Annotated in this window: 12 protein-coding genes; 4 read left to right on the plus strand and 8 right to left on the minus strand. The window is 72.4% G+C overall.

The window, feature by feature from the left end:
- Positions 1–2 precede the first annotated feature (2 nt).
- From ACPOLB_RS17175 to ACPOLB_RS17190, 4 genes are all read right to left on the minus strand, one after another.
- Positions 3–635, minus strand: coding sequence for a hypothetical protein (locus tag ACPOLB_RS17175; protein ID WP_425257240.1), 633 nt, complete (start codon positions 633–635; stop codon positions 3–5).
- The gene (locus tag ACPOLB_RS17180) at positions 632–3,646 is read right to left on the minus strand and encodes a hypothetical protein (RefSeq protein WP_425257241.1); all 3,015 of its coding nucleotides are present in this window, start codon (positions 3,644–3,646) and stop codon (positions 632–634) included. The genes ACPOLB_RS17175 and ACPOLB_RS17180 overlap by 4 nt, the downstream gene beginning before the upstream one ends.
- Before the next feature lie 46 nt (positions 3,647–3,692).
- Positions 3,693–4,688, minus strand: coding sequence for an FAD:protein FMN transferase (locus ACPOLB_RS17185; RefSeq protein ID WP_425257242.1), 996 nt, complete (start codon positions 4,686–4,688; stop codon positions 3,693–3,695).
- A gap of 335 nt (positions 4,689–5,023) precedes the next feature.
- Positions 5,024–5,884 (minus strand): LytR/AlgR family response regulator transcription factor, encoded by an 861-nt coding sequence (locus ACPOLB_RS17190; protein WP_425257243.1) that lies wholly within the window; start codon positions 5,882–5,884, stop codon positions 5,024–5,026.
- Between the two features lie 170 nt (positions 5,885–6,054).
- Between ACPOLB_RS17190 and ACPOLB_RS17195 the strand changes: the two genes are divergently transcribed.
- From ACPOLB_RS17195 to ACPOLB_RS17205, 3 genes are read left to right on the plus strand one after another with little or no spacing between them, the layout of a single operon-like run.
- Positions 6,055–9,000, plus strand: coding sequence for a caspase family protein (locus tag ACPOLB_RS17195; protein WP_425257244.1), 2,946 nt, complete (start codon positions 6,055–6,057; stop codon positions 8,998–9,000).
- Complete coding sequence (locus ACPOLB_RS17200; protein WP_425257245.1) at positions 8,997–10,628, plus strand: hypothetical protein; 1,632 nt, start codon at positions 8,997–8,999, stop codon at positions 10,626–10,628. The genes ACPOLB_RS17195 and ACPOLB_RS17200 overlap by 4 nt, the downstream gene beginning before the upstream one ends.
- 26 nt (positions 10,629–10,654) lie before the next feature.
- On the plus strand, positions 10,655–11,215 hold the full coding sequence (locus tag ACPOLB_RS17205; RefSeq protein ID WP_425257246.1) for an OmpA family protein: 561 nt from the start codon (positions 10,655–10,657) through the stop codon (positions 11,213–11,215).
- Between the two features lie 43 nt (positions 11,216–11,258).
- On the opposite strand, the gene ACPOLB_RS17210 is transcribed toward ACPOLB_RS17205, so the two are convergent.
- From ACPOLB_RS17210 to ACPOLB_RS17225, 4 genes are all read right to left on the minus strand, one after another.
- Positions 11,259–12,689 (minus strand): sensor histidine kinase, encoded by a 1,431-nt coding sequence (locus ACPOLB_RS17210; RefSeq protein ID WP_425257247.1) that lies wholly within the window; start codon positions 12,687–12,689, stop codon positions 11,259–11,261.
- 165 nt (positions 12,690–12,854) lie between these two features.
- Positions 12,855–13,061, minus strand: a complete 207-nt coding sequence (locus ACPOLB_RS17215) for a hypothetical protein (RefSeq protein WP_425257248.1) — start codon at positions 13,059–13,061, stop codon at positions 12,855–12,857.
- A 101-nt stretch (positions 13,062–13,162) separates the two neighbouring features.
- Positions 13,163–16,465, minus strand: coding sequence for an ATP-binding protein (locus tag ACPOLB_RS17220; RefSeq protein WP_425257249.1), 3,303 nt, complete (start codon positions 16,463–16,465; stop codon positions 13,163–13,165).
- A 34-nt stretch (positions 16,466–16,499) separates the two neighbouring features.
- Positions 16,500–17,399, minus strand: a complete 900-nt coding sequence (locus ACPOLB_RS17225) for a LysR family transcriptional regulator (RefSeq protein WP_425257250.1) — start codon at positions 17,397–17,399, stop codon at positions 16,500–16,502.
- 99 nt (positions 17,400–17,498) lie between these two features.
- Here ACPOLB_RS17225 and ACPOLB_RS17230 point away from each other — a divergent pair, with 99 nt between their 5' ends.
- A complete protein-coding gene (locus ACPOLB_RS17230; protein WP_425257251.1) occupies positions 17,499–17,999 on the plus strand; it encodes an Rrf2 family transcriptional regulator in 501 nt (166 codons plus the stop codon).
- Positions 18,000–18,023 lie beyond the last annotated feature (24 nt).

Genomic DNA, 18,023 nt, shown 5'->3' on the forward strand with positions numbered 1-18,023 from the left:
GCTTAATCGGCATTGCAGGCGCCGGTCTGTGGGTCCGCGGGCGTGAACATGTTGTTCGCCACGCCGCTGAACTCGTTCTGGCCTTCGGGCACGGGGCGGCCGATCCAGTACGCGATGCGTCGCGCGAAGAGTTCGTCGTCGCGGTCGAAGATGATGCCGCCGCCGTGCAGCGTGCCGCGCACGAGCGGCTTGTTCAGCAGCCGGCTCTGCGCCGGCTGGCCGACGACGGTGACGCCCTGCGACGAATAGAAGTTCTTGTACATCGCGCTCGTGCGCACCACGTCGGCGGTGTTGGCCGGGTTCGCCAGGTCCACCTCGGTGGCGCCCGGTTCCACGCGCAGCGCTCCGCCGGTGCCGGCGACGTTGTCGTGGCAGCCCGCGCTGGCGCAGCTGCTGGTGCCGCCGCTGCTGGTGATGGTGGCCAGCAGGATCGGGTTGATGCACTTCTGGAAGTACACGAACGACAGCGTGCGGCCGCCCGCGCCCGGCGGGTTCTGCACGCTGTTCGGGTTGTCCAGCGGGTTGTCGCCGCCGCCGCAGGCGGCGACCGTGGCGGTCAGTGCGGCGGCGATGGCGGCATGGGTCAGGCGCGAGGAATGGCGCGAGGAACGGCGGGCGCGCGGCGTCGGCGTCATGGAGTCGGGCAGCCTCTCTGGATCCAGGCCGCGATGGCGGCGTAGCCGGCGCTGCCCACGGGAAGCACCGCGGTGGTCTGCGTCACCGCGCCTGCCGGGTGCGGCACGGTGGACGGCGCGCTCAGCAGCAGGTTGCCGGCCGGGTTGCAGGTGTTGGAGATCATCGACAGCGTGGCGCCGTAGTCGCCTTCGGTGCTGCCGGTGAGCACGAAGCGGTTCTGGCGGAACGAGGTGCCGGCCGGCGTGTTCACGTCGCTGCCCACCGCCTGGTGGCACGACGACGCGCAGTTCGCGCGCAGCACCGGCTGCACCTCGGCTGCGAAGCTGGCCTCGCTGAGCGCGGTGACCGTGCGCACGCCGGCGCCGGGCGCGAACGGGTCGTTGTAGTACTGGCCGCCCAGGTCCATCCACTCGGCGAGCAGCCGCCGCTCGGCCTTGTTCAGCAGCGTCGCGTGGTCGGGGGCCGGCGCGGCGGGCGTCGGGTACTCGGTGCGGGCGGCGCTGCCGGCCAGCAGCGTCTGGCCCGACATCAGCTCCATCAGCCGGCTCTTGCGCGCCTGGCCGGCGGTGTTGGTGGAACCCGAGCTGGTGTTCACCAGCGCCGGGCCACGCACGATCATCGGCACGCCTTCTTCCAGGCGGAACACCGGCAGGCCGGTGGCGGCGTCGATGACCGGGTCGCCGAGCAGCAGTTCGTCGTACGACACCAGCCGGCCGGTGCCGCCCACGGTGCTGCGCAGGTCCAGCTTGGCGGGGTCGGCGTGGCAGTTGGTGCAGGTGTTGGCGCCGCCGGTGCCGCGGGCGCGTTCCCACAGCGGCTGGATGTGCTCGGGGTAGTTGATGACGCCGCGCGTGGGCACGGCCGTCTGCAGGTCGTCGGCGGCGCTGGCGTTGCCGGTGTAGCGCAGCGCGATCGGTGCGCGGGCGCTGACGCCCGTTTGCGTGGTGTCGGCCCAGATGTCGCTCATCACCGGGTCGGCCGCCAGGCGCAGTGCCGTCGGGTCCAGCCGGGTGCGCAGCGCGGCCATGGTCTCGCCGGTCTGGTGCTGGCCGCTGAGATCGGTGCGCAGCGCTGCCGGCTGCGTGTTGGCGACGTTGCCGGAGTTGAGCGACGCGCCGCGGCGCGGGCTGTGGCAACCGTCGCAGGTGCGGCGCTCGCCCGGGCGCACCTGGATCCAGTTGGTGTGGGTCTGGAAGGCGCGGCCCTCGGCGTCGATGATGGCCAGCGCCAGCGGCACGTCGGCCGGCACCTGCAGCTTGAACGAGCCGTCGGGTTCCACAGGCGCGTAGCCCAGGATCTGCTGCTGTTCGAAGTCGGTCTCGCCGATGGCCGCGCGCATGCCCATCGAGCTGGCGGGCGGTGCCACGGCGCGCGTGGCGCGCACGAAGCGCGCCGGGGCGCAGTGGTAGGCCGGATCGGCCGGGTTCTTCATCTTCACGAGGTCGGCCACGGCAGGCCGGGTGTCCATCGGGTCGAGCGGCGTGGTCGTCGCGATGCCCTTGCTGCAGCCCGCCGGCAGGTCGGCGGCGGTGAGCATCGGCTCGCCCATGCGCTGCAGGCCGTCGGTGTCGTAGACGCTGCGCACCTCGAGCAGCGCCAGGCCCTGCGAGGCCAGTGCCTCGTCGACCACGGTGTCCTGCGCGGCGTTCGGCTCGGGGCGGGCCTGCAGCGCGATCGGGTCGGTGTACATGAAGCCGGCCGGCGGTGCCGCCACGATCAGCCAGGTCTGCTTCAGCGGGTCGTACATGTAGATGGCGTAGGCCGCGGGCGCGTTGTCCTGCACCGCGGCCTGGGCGCGCTGGGCCGGCGTCATCGTGTTGTCTTCCAGCGAGGCCAGTTCCTCGGCCGTCAGCGTGGCGCAGGCGACGACGTTGCCGTTCTTCGTGACCTCGCACGGGCGGTAGCCCAGCAGCACGCGGTTGCTGCCATCCCACAGCGGGTAGGGCGTGGTGATGCGGCCGTAGGGCGACAGGCCGCGGTTCTGGTTCAGCGCCTGCGCCGTCACTTCCGACTGGCCGCCCAGCGGCTGTACCTGCGTGTTGGCCGGCGTGTTGTTCTCGGAGTAGTTGGCGGCGTCGATGAACATCAGCGAGCCGCCTTCCTGCGTGCGCGACAGCGCCATCAGCGAGCTCGCCACGTAGCCCTTGTAGGGGCCGTTCGGATCCATGTCGCGCGGGTGCAGGAAGCTGTTGCCCGGGCTTTGCGCACCGTACAGCACGAACATGTCGGTGCCGTCGGGCTTGACGCGGAAGATGGCGAAGCGGTTGCGGTCGCCCACGTGTTCCCAGCGCGAGAACATGATGTCGCCGTTCGGGCGCACCACCGGGTTGCGGTCGTGGCTCTGGTTGACCGAGATCTGCTTGATGGCGCCGCCGGTGGCGTCCATCGTGTGGATGTTGAGCACGCGCTCGCGTTCGTACTCGTCCAGCGCGTAGTAGCTGCGGCCGTCGATCTGCAGGTTCTTCGAGGTGGTCTGCCGGTTCGACGCGAACACGATGCCGCGGCCGTTGGGCAGGTACGCCGGGTCGACGTCGTCGTCGACGGTGCTGGCCGTCAGGCGCTTGAAGGTGCCGCCGGCGAAGCCGCCGCTGGTCATGTCGTATTCCCAGATGTTCCAGCGGCCGGTGCAGGCCGGCTGGCCGTCGATCTGAGCGGTGTTGCTGGTGGGGCAGCGCATCGAGAAGACGATCTTCTTGCCGTCGTACGACACCTCGGGGTCGGAGGCGTCGCCCACGCCCTGCGTGAAGCGTGCGGTGACGTTGTGCTCGGTGGCGCTGGCGCTGCTCTTCTCGCGCACGATGAGATCGCCGCCGGCCGCGAAGTTGGTGCCGTCGGTGGGGTTCATCGACAGCGTGGTCGAGCGCTTCACGTAGGCGATGGGCACGTCGCCGTTGACGACGACGGTGTCGCCGTCGCTGCTCTTGGAGCAGCCGGCGAGCAGGGCGGCGGCCAGCGCGGCGAGGCCGGCGAGCGCGGCGAGGCGGGGCAATCGATGCGGCGTGTGGTTCATCTTCAGTCCTCCCTGTGCTTGTCCCGTGCGGGGCGGCCGGCGGCCGTCACGCGCGCAGTGCCTGGCCGTCGAGCAGTCCGGCCGTGCGGTGCAGTTGTCCCTGCGCATCGACGACGACGGCGTCGGCGCCGGGCACCGACTCCACCAGCGCCAGGCCGCGGTCGACGCCGAGCACGAAGACGCACTTGCTCAGCGCCTCGGTGGTCAGGCCGTCGGCGGCCAGCACGGTGACGCTGTGCACGCTGCGCGGGCTGCGGCCGGTGGCGGGGTCGACGATGTGGTGGTGGCGCACGCCGTCGCGTTCGAAGAAACGCTCGTAGTCGCCCGAGGTCGAGATCGAGGTCTCTTCCAGCGGCAGCACGGCCACCACGCCGTCGGCGCGGCGCGGGTCGCGGATGGCCACCGTCCAGGGCCGGCCGTTGCGGTTGCCGAGCACGCGGCTGTCGCCGCCGGCGGCCACCATCGCATGGCGGATGCCGCGGCGCTGCAGGAGCGCGCAGGCACGGTCGACGGCGTGGCCCTTGGCGAAGCCGCCGAGGTCGATGCGCATGCCTTCGCGGCCGAAGCGCAGCGTGCGTGCACGCGGGTCGAGCACCAGGTGGCGCCAGCCGACCGCCGCGCGCGCCTGCGCCAGCGCGGCGTCGTCGGGCGCGATGCCGGCGCGGTAGTCGTAGAGCGCGCCGACGCTGGCGTAGGTGATGTCGAAGGCGCCGCCCGAGAGGTGCGAGAAGTACATCGCGCGCTCGACCAGACCCGCCATCTCGTTGCTCAGCGGCACGGCCCGGTGCGCGGCCTCGGCGTTGATGCGCGACAGCTCGGAGGTGGGCTTGTGCGGGCTCATCGCGGCGTCGATGCGGTGCATCTCGGCCATCACGGCGTCGATGGCGGCCTCGCCGGCGCGGGGGTCGTCGCTCCACAGCTCGACGCTGATCGCGGTGCCCATGATGGCCTCTTCCCGGCGCAGCCAGCTGCCCGCGGCCGCGGCCGGACGGCGTGCGAAGTCGAATCGGAACTGGCCGGGTTGGGTGGAAGCGAACAGCATGCGCAGCCTTCGTGGCCGGAACTTCCGGCGACTCGTGGGGTCAGGATGGGGGCCGACGGTAACGGCCGCCAGTGACGCCACGGGTGACGGCCCGTGCGGGGTTGCGAGCAGATGCATCCGGCCTGCTGCGGGCCGTTGTCGGGCGCCGCGGCGCGGTCAGCACTGGGTCACCAGCTCAGGCGTGAAGCGCGTCACGAACGACCCTGCGGACAACCCTGAGATGGCCGCGGTCAAGGTGCGATTCGGGAAAACTGTCCCAAGCGTCGGCAAACGGCCCTGGGGCGCCCGCGTTGCGTCTTGTCACGAGTTCGCACCGCGCACCCGCGGCAGCGGGCTCACATGCCCTTGAACAAGCCGGTGTAGCTGCGGCTGACCTCGAGCTTCTCGGGGTGGCCCTTGACGCTGACGATCTGGCGCCCGCGGAAGTCGCGCGTGACGCCGGCGATGGCCTTCACGTTCACCAGCGTGCTGCGGTGGATCTGCCAGAAGAGCTTGGGGTCGACCTCGTCGACCAGCTCCTTGATCGGCTTGCGGATCAGCGCCTCGACCTGGGCCGTCTGCACCCGCGTGTACTTCTCGTCGCTGACGAAGAACAGCACGTCCTCGACCGGGATCATCTGGATCGCGGGGCCCACCGTGGCCTGGATCCACTGCAGGTACTGCGGCGCGGCGCCCGGGGTCAGCTTGCCCGCCAGCGTGTGCAGGAGCTGCTGCAGCGGCGGGCTGGGCGGCACGCCGGCGGGGTCGCCGCCGTCGCGCCGGGCCGCCAGCCGCTTCTGGATGCGCTGCACGGTGACGAGCAGGCGGTCGCGCTCGGCGGGCTTCAGCACGTAGTCGGCCACCCCTTGCTCGAAGGCTTCCACCGCGTACTGGTCGTAGGCGGTGATGAAGACGATCTCGGGCAGCAGGTCGGCGTCGTCGTCGGCGCCCGCCCCGCTGCCGGGCCGCGGCGGCAGCTGCGCGATCTGGCGCGCGGCGTCCACGCCGGTCAGCCCGGGCATGCGGATGTCCAGGAATACGATGTCGGGCCGGTGCTCGTCGACCAGCGCCACGGCCTCCAGCCCGTTTTTCGCTTCGGCCACGATCTGCAGTTCAGGCCACACCTCGGCCAGCCGCGCACGCAGTTGGTCGCGCATCAGGCGTTCGTCATCGGCCAGCACGGCACGCGGAGCGGGGGAATCGGCGTCGGAGCGCATCGGAACCTAGGGGGTGGGAATCGGTGCCGGGCCACCCAAAGAGGGGGCACACCAGAGTGGCTTGACAGCCCGAAGACTGTACAGTCGTTTTCTTCATTCTGGCGCAGCCTGCGGAGGGTCGATTGGCGTTGCGATGGTCGTGGATCCCGGGCGCGCGCTGGCCTGCCGCCGTGCTGCCGGTGTTGGTGCCGATGCTGGTGCAGGCATTGCTGCTGGCCGTCGCAGGCGCGGCGCCGGCTCCGGCGCGGGCCCAGGATGCGGCCTCGCTGGTCTTCGACGTGCGCAGCCACACCGGGCCGGTGCGCCGCCTGGCCGTGGACGCCGCCGGGCAGCTGGCGGTGACGGCGTCGGACGACAAGACGGCGCTGGTCTGGGACGTTGCCAGCGGTGCCGCACTGCGCACACTGCGCGTGCCGGTGGGTGAAGACGAAGTCGGCCGCCTGTACGGCGCCGCCATCGCCCCCGACGGCCGCAGCGTCGCGCTGGCCGGCACCACGGCCGCCGCGGGCGGCGTGCACCGCATCTTCGTGTTCGACCTGCCTGGCGGGGCCTTCCGCGCTGCGTTCGATGCCCGTGGCGGCAGCGTGCGCCACCTCGCGTGGTCGCCCGATGGCAGCCTGCTGGCCGCCGCCTACGCCGGCGCCCCGGCGCTGCGCGTGTTCCGTGCCGACGGCGCGCTGGTGCACGAGACGGTGCTGCCCGCCGATGCCTACGGCCTGTCGATCTCGGCGCAGGGCCAGCTGGCCGTGCCGGCCTTCGACGGCCGGGTGCGCCTGTTCCGGCTGGCCGGCGGCAGCGTGCAGCCCGAGGGCGAGATCGCCACCACGCTGCGCGACCCCGTCGGCGTGCGCCACTCGCCCGACGGCCGCCTGTTGGCGGTGGGCTACTTCTCACGGGTGTCGCCCTCGCGGGTTGTGGTCGATGTCTTCGACACTGCCACGCGCGCGAAGGCGCGGGCGCTGGAGTTCGGCGACGTCGCGCTCGGCAACCTGATGACGGTGGGCTGGCAGGCCGATGGCGCTGCGCTGTACGCCGGCGGCACCGGCTACAGCGAGCCGGGCCGCTTCGTCGTGAAGCGCATCGCGTGGCCGGCGGGCACCGCAGAGACCGTGGTGGTGGCCACCGACACCGTGCTCGACCTCGCCCCGCTGCCCGCGGGCCGCATGGCCTTTGCCAGCTTCGACGCCACCTGGGGCGTGCTCGACGGCGCGCGCGTGGCGGCGCGCAGCGCCACGCCGGTGGCGCGTGTCGCGTCGGCGGCCGGGTTGCAGATCAGCGACGACGCCAGTGTCGTGCAGTGGCGCACCGCCGACGGCGCAACGCGGTCGTTCGCGCTGGGCGCACGCCGCGCCGGCGAGGGCGAGGCGGCCGCGTCGCGGCGGCCCGAGCCGTCGAGCCTGTTCCTGCGTGTCAGCGACTGGGAGAACACGCGCGTGCCCAAGGTCAACGGCACCAGCGTGGCGCTGCTGCCCAACGAGAGCGCGCGTGCCGCGGCCATCGTGCCCGAGGCCGGCGCCGTGGTGCTGGGCACCAGCCGCGCGCTGCGCCGCGTCGGCCGCGACGGCAGGCTGCAGTGGAGCGTGCCGCTGAACACCGAGGCGCGTGCGGTGAACGTGTCGGCCGACGGGCGCATCGTCGTGGCCGCGCTGGCCGACGGCACGCTGCGCTGGCGGCGTGCGGAAGACGGCGCCGCGCTGCTGTCGCTGCTGCCGCTGCGCGACGGCCGCTGGGTGCTGTGGACCGAGGCCGGCTACTTCGACACCGGCCCCGGCGCCGAGGACCTGGTGGGCTGGCTGGTGCCGCGGCCGGGCGGCGAGCGTGCTGACTACTTCGGTGTTTCGCGCTTCCGCGAGCGCTACCTGCGCCCCGACATCATCGACCAGGTGCTGCCGCAGCGCGACGCCGCCAAGGCCGTGGCGCAGGCCAACGCCAGCCGCGTGCAGCAGGCCGCCGAGCAGGCCGAGCCCGAAACCGTGAAGACCATCCAGGCCGGCCTGGCGCCGCTGCCGGTGTCGCAGGCGCTGCCGCCGGTGGTGACGTTGGCGCAGATGCCGCGCGTGGAGACGAGCAGCGCCGAACTGGCGATCGACTTCAAGCTGTTCGCGCCGCAGGGGCAGAAGGTCGACCGCATCACCGTGCGCATCGACGGCCGGCCGGTCGAGGCGACCGTGCAGCAGCTGCCCGGCGGCGCCGGCAGCGAGACCGGCGGCCGCATGATCGTCTCGCTGCCCAAGAGCGAGGGCAGGATCCAGATCTTCGCCGAGGGCGCCAACGGCACCTCGATGCCGGCCGAGCTCGACTTCCGCAGCAGCGCCCCGGCGCTGAAGCAGCTGGGCGAGCGCCGGCCGACGCTGTACCTGCTGGCCGTGGGCGTGAGCCAGTACGCCGACACCGCGTTCAACCTCGGCCTGGCGGCCAAGGACGCGCGCGACTTCGCGGCCAAGCTGCAGGGCCAGGAAGGTCTGTACTACAAGAAGGTCGAGGCGCGCGTGCTGGTGGACCAGCAGGCCACGCGTGCGGCCATGCTGCAGGGCATGCGCTGGCTGCAGAACGTGACCACGCCCGACGACATCGCGATCCTGTTCATCGCCGGCCATGGCGTGGCCGACGCCGCCGACCTGTACCACTTCCTGCCGCACGACATGCAGGAAACGCGCCTGGCGCAGACCGCGGTGTCCGAGACGCAGCTGCGCAGCACGCTGTCGGCCATCAAGGGGCGTGCGCTGTTCTTCGTCGACACCTGCTTCTCGGGCAAGTCGGTGGGCAAGTTCACGCGCCGCGAGCTCACGCGCATGGCCAACGGGCTGGCCAGTGCCGAGCTGGGCGTGATCGTGTTTTCCGGCAGTGCGCCGCGCCAGGAATCGCTGGAAGATCCGGCCTGGGGCAACGGTGCCTTCACGAAGGCGCTGCTCGAAGGCCTGGCCGGCCGCGCCGACTTCCGCCGCGAGGGCGTGGTCACCCACAAGGGGCTGGATTACTACGTCGCCCACGAGGTGCGAACATTGACGCAGGGGCGACAGACCCCGGTGACGGCGGTGCCCACCGGCATCTCCGACTTTCCGCTGGCCGCCATCTCGGCAGCCGCCACAGGACAGCAGCAAGGAGCGAAACGATGAACCATCACCCCGGGGCCGGCACGACCGGCTTGTTGCAGCGTGTGCTGCGCGGTGCCTTGCTGGCACTCACCGCCACGCTGGTCGCGTGCGGCGGTGGCGACGATGGCGAGGTCTCCAACCCCGTGCCGGTGGTCGAGCTGGAAGTCGTGGCCGGCGGCGACGCCTGCGGCGGTGGTGGCTGCGGCGGTGACGGTTCCGGCGGCGGCGGCCCGGGCGGCAGCGCCGACGGCAGTGCCGGCGACGGCGCCGGCGGCGGCCTGGGCGCGATGCGCAACGTGCGCGTCACCGCCCGCAAGCCCAGCGGTGCCGTGCTCGGCACCGCGCTGCTGCAGAACAACCTGGTCTCGCTGTACGACCGCACCTACAAGAACGCCTTCATCCTGGAGTTCGCAGACGATGGCTCGGGCAACGGCGAGTACTACGACGAAGCCACGAAGCAGTGGACGCGCCTGAACGGCCAGGCCCTGCACATCCTGGTGCCGCGCCTGACCCACCACGTCAGCGCCAACCCGCTGACCGAGGCCGCCTACCAGTGGGCGCTGTACAAGTACGGCACCGAGTCGGCGCTGAACACCGCGCGCATGGCCGAGGCCAACGAGGCGGTGCGCCAGGCCTTCAACGCCCGCGTGCCGGTGGCGTACCAGGTCAGCGACATCACCAACTACAACGTGGCGGTGTCCGACACCACCGTGCCGAACTCGCTGCCCAACACGCACGCGGGCCGCTACGGCACGCTGCTGGCGGCGCTGCCGCGGGCCGCGCGCCTGTTCCTCGGCTCGCTGCAGTCGCCGGCCCTGGCCTTCATGCGCCAGCTGGTGAAGGACATCCGCGACGACGGCATCGTCAATGCATCGATCGACGACGCCGAACCCAAGGCCTACGACGGCTCGCTGCCGCAGCTGCTGGCCGAGGCCATCCTCGACGCGCGTTCCGACTACGGCGTGGCCGAACAGCCGGCGCCCACGGCCGTGGCCAACGCCTGCTTCAACCCGGCCCTGTTCACGCTGGGCACGCAGTGGTCGCTGGAATACAACGTGCGCGAAGGCAGCGACCCGGTCGGGCAGACCAGCACGCTCGACCTGGAGGTCACCAGCAACACGGCCACGTTCGACAAGTACGGCCCCGCGCTCGAAGTGCGCCTGGTGCCGGGCGGCGTCACCGAGGCCGCCACCTTCTCGTACTTCGCGCCCGACCTGAGCGCCGGCCTCGTCAACTACGGCAGCCGCTTCACGTTCAACAGCGACGGCCTGTCGCTGAACTACGTCAGCGTCGTCGATCCGCCGGCCGTGAACCGCCAGTTCCTGCTCAAGCCGGGCGAGAGCGAGTCGGTGAACGAGCGCCGGCTGGACACCATCTACAACCCCGACGGGTCCGTGTTCTCGGCAACCACGGTCACCGGCGACACGCGCATCACCACCTTCATTGGCTACGAGACCGTCACGGTCCCGGCGGGCACGTTCAAGAACGCCTGCAAGTACGAGGTGGTCGATCGCACGGGCACGGCGGTGATCTGGATCACCTCGTCGGGCTCGGGCATCGAGGTGCGCAGCGACGTGACCGATGCCGACGGCCTCGTGACCCGCAACGTGCTGACCCGGGGCACGCTGAACGGCGTCGCCGTGCAGTGAAGCCCGCCAACTGGAGGACAACCACCATGCACCAGCCCACCCGCCTGTGGCTGCTGGTCGCCGGCCTGGCGATCAGCAGCGTGGCGACCGCCCAGACGCAGCCGCTGAAGACGAGCGAAGTCACCGAGTCGGCCATCGTCGATGCACTGGCACCGGGCGCGGCCGATGTCGGCGCCGCGCCGGCCAGCGGCCCCCGCAGCCGCGGCTTCGCGCCGACGCTGCGGCCGGCTGCCAAGAAGCCGGCGGCCAGCGCCGCCGTGCTGCTGACCTTCTCGACCGCGTCGGCCGAGCTGACGGCCGACTCCAAGTCGGCGCTCGACGTCGTGGCGCGTGCGATGCGCGGCGGCAAGCTCGCCAGCCTGTCGTTCGCCGTCGAAGGCCATGCCGACCCGCGCGGTGACGCGGACACCAACCTCGATCTCTCGCGCTCGCGCGCGGAGTCGGTGGTGGCCTACCTGGTCAACGAGCACGGCATCGATCGGCAGCGCCTGCTGCCGGTGGGCAAGGGCGCGGCCGAGCCGCTGAACAAGGCGCGGCCCGATGCGCCCGAGAACCGCCGGGTGACGTTCGTCACCCGGATGAACTGACGACCCCCCCGTAGCGCCTGCGGCGCTGCCCGGCTGCGCCGGCTTATGCGGTGGCCATGCCTTCGATGGTCTTGTAGGGGACCGTGACGGTGACGATGGTGCCGCCGCCGTTGGGGTTCTCGGTGACGGTCAGCGTCGCCTTGCTGCCGTAGAGCAGCTGCAGCCGTTCGCGGATGTTGGCCAGGCCGACGCCGGTGCCTGCGGTGGCGGCCTTGCCGAAGCCCAGGCCGGTGTCGGCCACGCTGACCTGCAGCTTGCCGTGCACGATCTCCGCGCGCACGGTGAGCGACCCGCCCTCGGGCTTGGGCTCCAGGCCGTGCTTGATGGCGTTCTCCACCAGCGTCTGGATCATCATCGGCGGGAACTCCGCCGACAGCAGGCCGTCGGGCACCTCGATGGCGGTGCGCAGCCGTTCCTCCATGCGCACCTTCAGGATCTCGAGGTAGGGCCGGATCACCGCGAGCTCGCGCCCCAGGTCGCGCACGCCGGAGCTGCCGGCGCCGTTGGCTTCGCGCATGGTCGGCATGCTGGCGCGCAGCAGCGCGATCAGGTTCTTCTGCATCTGGCTCGCACGCGGCGGGTCGACCTCGATCAGGTGGTCGATGGAGGCCAGCGTGTTGAACAGGAAGTGCGGCTCCACCTGCGCCTGCATCGCGGCCATGCGGGCCTCGACGACCTGGCGCTTCAGCGATTCGGCCTCGGCGGTCTCGGCGGCCTGCGCCGCCTTCACCTCGGCCTGGATGCGTCCCTTGTAGGTGGCCTTCACGATGGCCGACGCGATGATCCACAGCAGGGCCAGGTCGGTCAGGAAGTCGCCCCAGTGCACCTGGCGCACGCGGCGGATCTTGCCGACGGGGCCGGGAATGACGACGGCGTCGTCAGCCGCTTCACGGGCCGCCTGCGCAACTTCGCGCGCGGCTTCGGCGGCGTCCTGTGCGGCCTGCTTCTGATCCTGGATGGCTTCGAGGATGGCCTCGCGTGCGCCCTGCACGGCCTCGCGCACGTCGGCCGGGTCGATGTCGGCGGGCAGCTGGATGTGCAGGCTGTCCTCGGCGGCGGACGCGTCGGAGGCCGCCGCCGACGCCGGTGCCGCCGCGGCCGAGGCCGCCTTGCTGCGTGGCGTGATGCGGATGCCCTTCTCGTCGATCTGGATGTTGATGTCCATGCCGTCGCCGGCGCTGGCCGGCGGTGCAGGGGGCCTGGGCAGGTCGGTGGAGCGCGGCGGCTTGGGCGGCTTGGGGGGCGCAGGCTGGTCCTTGCCCGACGCGTCCTCGATGGTCTCGGTCACGCTCCAGCGGAAGGGCGGCAATTGCTGCAGGATCGACGACGCCACCAGCAGCAGCACCGACAGCACGATGAAGCGCTTCCAGCTGATGCCGACCAGCCAGTTGGCATAGGCGTGGAAGGCGCGCAGCGCGCTGGCGGACAGGCGCTGCCAGCGGTCGGCCCAGGGGGAGGCAGCGGGAACGGTCATGGGCGTGGCGCGGTGGCGGACAGGGGGCGTCGGGATGCCCGGACTGTACGCATGCACCCGCCCGCTCCTCCAGCGGCGGGCGACGCAGCGCGGTGCGCAGCAGACAGGCTGCGCCCATGGCAGACAGGCCGGCCGCCAACCCGGCGCCGCTGCGTGCGCCGTGCCCTACAGGCCCAGGCTGCTGGCCACCGCGAGCAGCAACGTGGCACCCGCCGCGCACAGCACCAGGCGCAGCAGCAGCCAGTCGGCGTGTTCTGCCAGGGCGAGCTGCTCGATCGGGTCGCCGGCATCGGACGCCACGGCCGGGCGGCGCGCGTCGGCGTCGCCCGGCGGCGAGACGGACGTCAGGGACAGGGACTGCAGTGCGGTCATGGCGGCTCTCCGGTGGGGCGCGCCGCGGGACGGCGCATCGGTGCCTGTTGTAGCCAGCGGGTCGTTACGCCGCCGTTATGCCGGCGGCGGGCCCCGGTGCGTCAGGCGCCCAGTGCCAGCAGCGCACGGTGCGCCGGGTTGCGCTGCAGGAACGATTCCCGGAACGGCGCGGGCACCTGCGCGGCGGCCGTGCTGCGCAGCCACAGTTGACCCGCCGCCACTGCCGGCGCTGCATCGTCGCCGGCGGCCCGCAGGCCCCGCGCGCAGTGCAGCCACAGCTCGGCCCGCGAGTGCAGGGCCGGCTCCACCTGTTCGGCCAGGGCCAGGGCGGCGCGCGCCGCGGCGCCGGCCTCGGTGGCGCCCGCAGCGGCATGGCATGCCGTCTCCTGCAGCAGCGCCGCCAGCGCAGCGCCGCGCAAGCCGAGCGACAAGGCCTGCTCGCGCACGCGTTGCAGCCGGGCGCACGCCTGGGCGTGGGGCAGCGCCGTGACGGCATGGATGTCGACCAGCAGCCGCAGCTCGGGCCAGCCGTTGGGCGGCACGGCCGCTGCGGCCTGCTGCAGCGTTGCCGCGGCGTTCTGGCCGAGGGCCAGCTGCACGCGGGCCAGCAGCAGCAGGCGGCGGGTCTCGAAGTGGCGCGGCAGGTGCTGCTCGCCGCCGGCGGCCTGCAGGTCGTGCTGCGCCCGGGCGTGCTGGCCCAGGTCGAGCCAGCAATGCGCGCGGTGCAGCGCCACCACCGGCACGCGCGCCGGGTTGCTGGCCTGCAGGATGCGTTCCGCGTGCCCGGCGCACTCCAGCGCCTCGGCGTAGTGGCCCTGCGCGCGCGCGCACTGCATCTGCAGCACCATGACGAAGCCGGCGCTGCTGCCGTCCAGGTTGTAGGCCGCCACCAGCTGCTGCGCCTGGTCGACGAGCTGGCGGGCCTGGCGCACGTCGCCTGCGTTGAGCCGGCTCACGGCGTGGTTGGCCAGCGCGGTGGCTCGCTGGGCATGGTCGTGGCTGGCCAGCGCGGTGCCCAGCACGCGCTCGTGGTGCTCGCGCGCGGCTTCCGGCAGGCCCAGGTTGTCCAGCACCACGGCGAAGTTGCCGTGGAACTCCGCCAGATCCTCGTCGGGCAGGTGCTGCTGCGCCCACGGCAGCATGGCCTGCAGGTGCGGCAGGGCGTCGTCGAAGCGTCCCAGCATGGCCAACGAGGTCGCCAGCCGCTGCCGGATCTGGCACACGAGCGACAGGGTGCCGGTGCTCTCGGCCAGCGCCAGTGCCTGCTCGCCGAAGCGCACGGCGCCGGCGTCGTCGGCCAGCTGGCTGCAGTACCAGGCGCGCTGGCCCAGCGCCGTCGCGGTCTGCGCCGGCCTGTCGGCGAGCGCATCCAGCCGGTCGAGCAGCGGGAACCCGCCCGCCTGCCGGATGGAGTTCATGTGCGTCTCCACCGCGCGCGCCACGCAGTCGAAGGCCACGCCCCGGTCCCCCGTGGTTTCGGCGATGTCGGCGGCGCGCAGCAGGAAGTCGATGCGCTCGCGCTCGCGCAGCGCCAGATGCGCGCGGTCGGCCGCGGCGCGCAGGTGCGGCAGGGCGCGGCTGCGCTGGCCGGCGGCTTCCCAGTGCGCGGCGACGTGCGCGGGCTCGGTGCCGGTGCCCTCCAGCCGGGCCGCGATCTCGCCGTGCAGGTGGCGCGCGATGACCGACGGCAGGCCCGCCAGCACGGCCTCGAACACCAGGTCGTGCGCGAAGTCGGTGCCGATCATCACCTGCTGGGTCTCCAGCTCCTGCCAGGCGTCGGCCAGCTGCAGCGCGTTCTGGCCCAGCACGCGCTCGGCCAGCGGCAGCGAGAAGTCGACGCCGGCCACCGCGGCCACGCGCACCAGCATCGTGGCCGCCGGCGACAGGCGTGCCAGCTGCTGGGCAATCAGCTGCGCCAGCGACTGCGGGCGGGGCAGGTCCGTGCCCTCGGCCAGCGTGCCGTCAGCCCAGGCGAGCTTCAGTGTTTCCAGCGCGAACAGCGGGTTGCCGCCGCTGCGCTGCAGCAGCGTGGGGGCGATCTCGGCGCCGCGCACACCGTGCAGCGCCAGCGAGTCGACCAGCTCGGCCATCTGCGCCACGTCGAGCGGCCGCATCGGCACCTGCACCAGCGGCGCCGCGGTCGCCAGCGCCTCCAGCAGGGCCTGCAGCCGCGAACCCGTCGCCGGCGGACGCAGGCCCAGGCACCAGCGCAGCGGCGAGGCGTCGCGGGGCGCGGCCAGCAGGGCCTGCAGCAGATCGATGCTGGCGTCGTCGGCGAAGTGCAGGTCGTCGAAGACCAGACCGTCGATGGCGGCCCGCGCACGTTGCAGCAGCGCACGCACCGGCTCGACCAGCGAGGCGCGGCGCGGGAGGGTCGTCGGTGCCGCGGCCATCCCGGGCAGCAGGGCCGCCAGGTGCTGGCGGCTGGCATCGTCGAACGCCTCCGGGACGTGGCTGGCCAGCTCGCGCAGCAGCCGCGCGAAGCTGCCGTAGGGCACCAGCGCATCGCCCGGGCGGCCCGAGGCGACGAGCACGCTGCCGGCGCCCGGGCCGCGCGCCGCGCCCAGCGCCTGCAGAAGCCGCGACTTGCCCATGCCGGCCTCGCCCACCACCAGGGCCACGCTGCCGGCCTGCCAGCTGCGGCGCAGCGCCGCGAGTTCTGCGTCGCGCCCGATCAGCCGCGGCGGCCGCAGCACCGAGGCCGGCAGGGCGCCCCGCCAGGCCGGCGCGGGCTCGGCCGCGACCAGCGTGCCGTCGATACTCGCCAGCAGCGCCAGCGTCTCCGCCGAGGGGCGCGCGCCGACGTCGTGCTTGAGCATCTGCTCGCAGCGGTCGAACGCGAGCATGGCCGCCGCGCGGTCGCCGCGCAGGTAGTGCAGCCGCATCACCCGGCGGTGCGCGGCTTCGCTCAGCGGTTCCTGCTCGAGCAGCGCCAGCGCCAGCGGCAGGGCGGCCGCCACGTCGCCGGCGGCTTCGAGCCGGGCGATGCGGGTCTCGGTGGCGTGCCGGGCGGCGGCGCCGTGCCGGGCACGGCGGGCCTGCAGCCAGGCGTCGAGCTCGGGACATTCCGGCACCTGCAGAGTGCCGAGCAGCGCGCCGCCGTCGTGCAGGTCGTGACCGACGCCGTCGGCCAGCGCCAGCGTGCCGTGCCCGGTGACGACCTCGATGCCGCCCTGCCGCAGCCGGTACAGGCGCTGACGCAGCGCATTGCGCGCGGCCTCGGGGCTGCTGCCCGGCCACAACAGCGCCGCCAGGCGCTCGCGCGGCGTCGGCCCTTCCAGCGCCAGCCAGGCCAGCAGCAGGGCGTCGGGTGTGCCCAGCAGGCCTGCGCTGCCGTCGCCGGCCTGCCACCGGGCCTGCTGGGCCAGATGCAGCTGCGGCGCGGGGGCGGTGGTGGGCGGCACGCGCGCAGGATAGCGCGCAGACCGGGGCGGTTGATCACCCTCCCGGTGGACCGAGGAAGCCGCGCCGCGCCGCCTGCGTGATGGCGGCCACGCAGGGGTGCGAGATGCGCCGTTCGACCGAGATCGCGAAGAAGTGCTCGACCAGTTCGTCGCTGCGCCCGATGACGCGCACGCCGTACTGCGCTTCGGTCTCGTCGTCGAGCACGCTGGCCGACAGGAAGACGCCGCGGCCCTCGCGGCCGAAGGCCTTGGTGAGCGCCCCGTCGTCGAATTCGCCCACGACGCGCGGCTTGATGTGGTGCCGGGTGAGCCACAGTTCCAGTTGCTGGCGCGTGGGCGATGCGGCGCCGGGCAGCAGCATCGGCGCGCCGTTCAGGCACTGCGGGAACGTGCCTTCCAGCTGCAGCGACTTCGCGGCGTAGAAGCTGATCGGGCTGGTGCCCAGCGGGTGGTTGAAGGCCTTGACGCTGATCTTGCGCGACAGCGGCTCGTCGGCCACCACCAGGTCCAGCCGGTGCAGCGCCAGCGCGCCCAGCAGGTCGCCGAACTTGCCTTCGCTGCAGATCATGCGCACGCGGTCGGGGCCGTTCAGCGCCGGCTCGATCAGGTGGTAGGCGACCGACTTCGCCACCGAATCGGCCACGCCGACGCGGAACTCGATGTCGCGCGGGCCATCGCGGGGCTGCTTCAGCGCCGATTCAAGCGCCGTGCCGAGCGCGAAGATCTCGTCGGCGTAGCCCAGCGCGACCCGGCCTTCGTCGGTCAGTTCGAGCGCGCGGCCACTCTTGCGGAACAAACGGCGCCCGAGACGGTCTTCCAATAGCTTGATCTGCGAAGACAGCGTCTGCGGCGTTGTATGTAACTGCTCACCTGCCTTGACGATGCCGCCAGCACGTGCTGCGACCCAGAAGTAATGCAGGTGCTTGAAGTTCATGCTTCGAGTTTACCGAAGTGTTTTTGTTGGAAGATCGCATTTACCCGAACTGACCCAGCGCCTACATTGGCAAGGTCAACTTCACTGAAGGGATCCATCATGCGCATGAGCACCAAGAGCCGTTTCGCCGTCAACGCGATGATCGACCTCGGCCTGCGCGAGGCCGGTGGCCCGGTGCCGCTGGCGGCCATCGCGGGGCGGCAGCAGATTTCGCTGTCCTACCTGGAGCAGCTGTTTTCGCGCCTGCGCCGTGCCGGCCTGGTCGAGAGCACGCGCGGCCCTGGAGGCGGCTACACGCTGGGGCGGCGCGCCGACGCGATCTCGCTGGAAGACATCGTGGTCGCCGTCGAGGACGAACTGGGTGCTGCCGCCAGCGGCGCACCGGCGCAGGACCTGTGGTCCAGCCTCGACGCGGTGATGCTGCGCCACATGGCCACCATCTCGCTGCACCACCTGCTGGAAGAGCAGCGCGCCAAGGGCGTGGCCGTCGACGTGAAGCCGGTGGCGCGCCGCGGCATCCTGCCCAAGCCGCCGGTGCAGCAGCCGCGCACGCGGGCGCCGAACTCGGTGTTCGCCTTCGCGCGCTCGCTGGCCGACTGACACCCGGGCCCGCAAGCGGCAACG

Origin of the sequence: Rubrivivax soli (assembly GCF_049810355.1) — a bacterium.
Lineage (GTDB): Bacteria > Pseudomonadota > Gammaproteobacteria > Burkholderiales > Burkholderiaceae_C > Rubrivivax.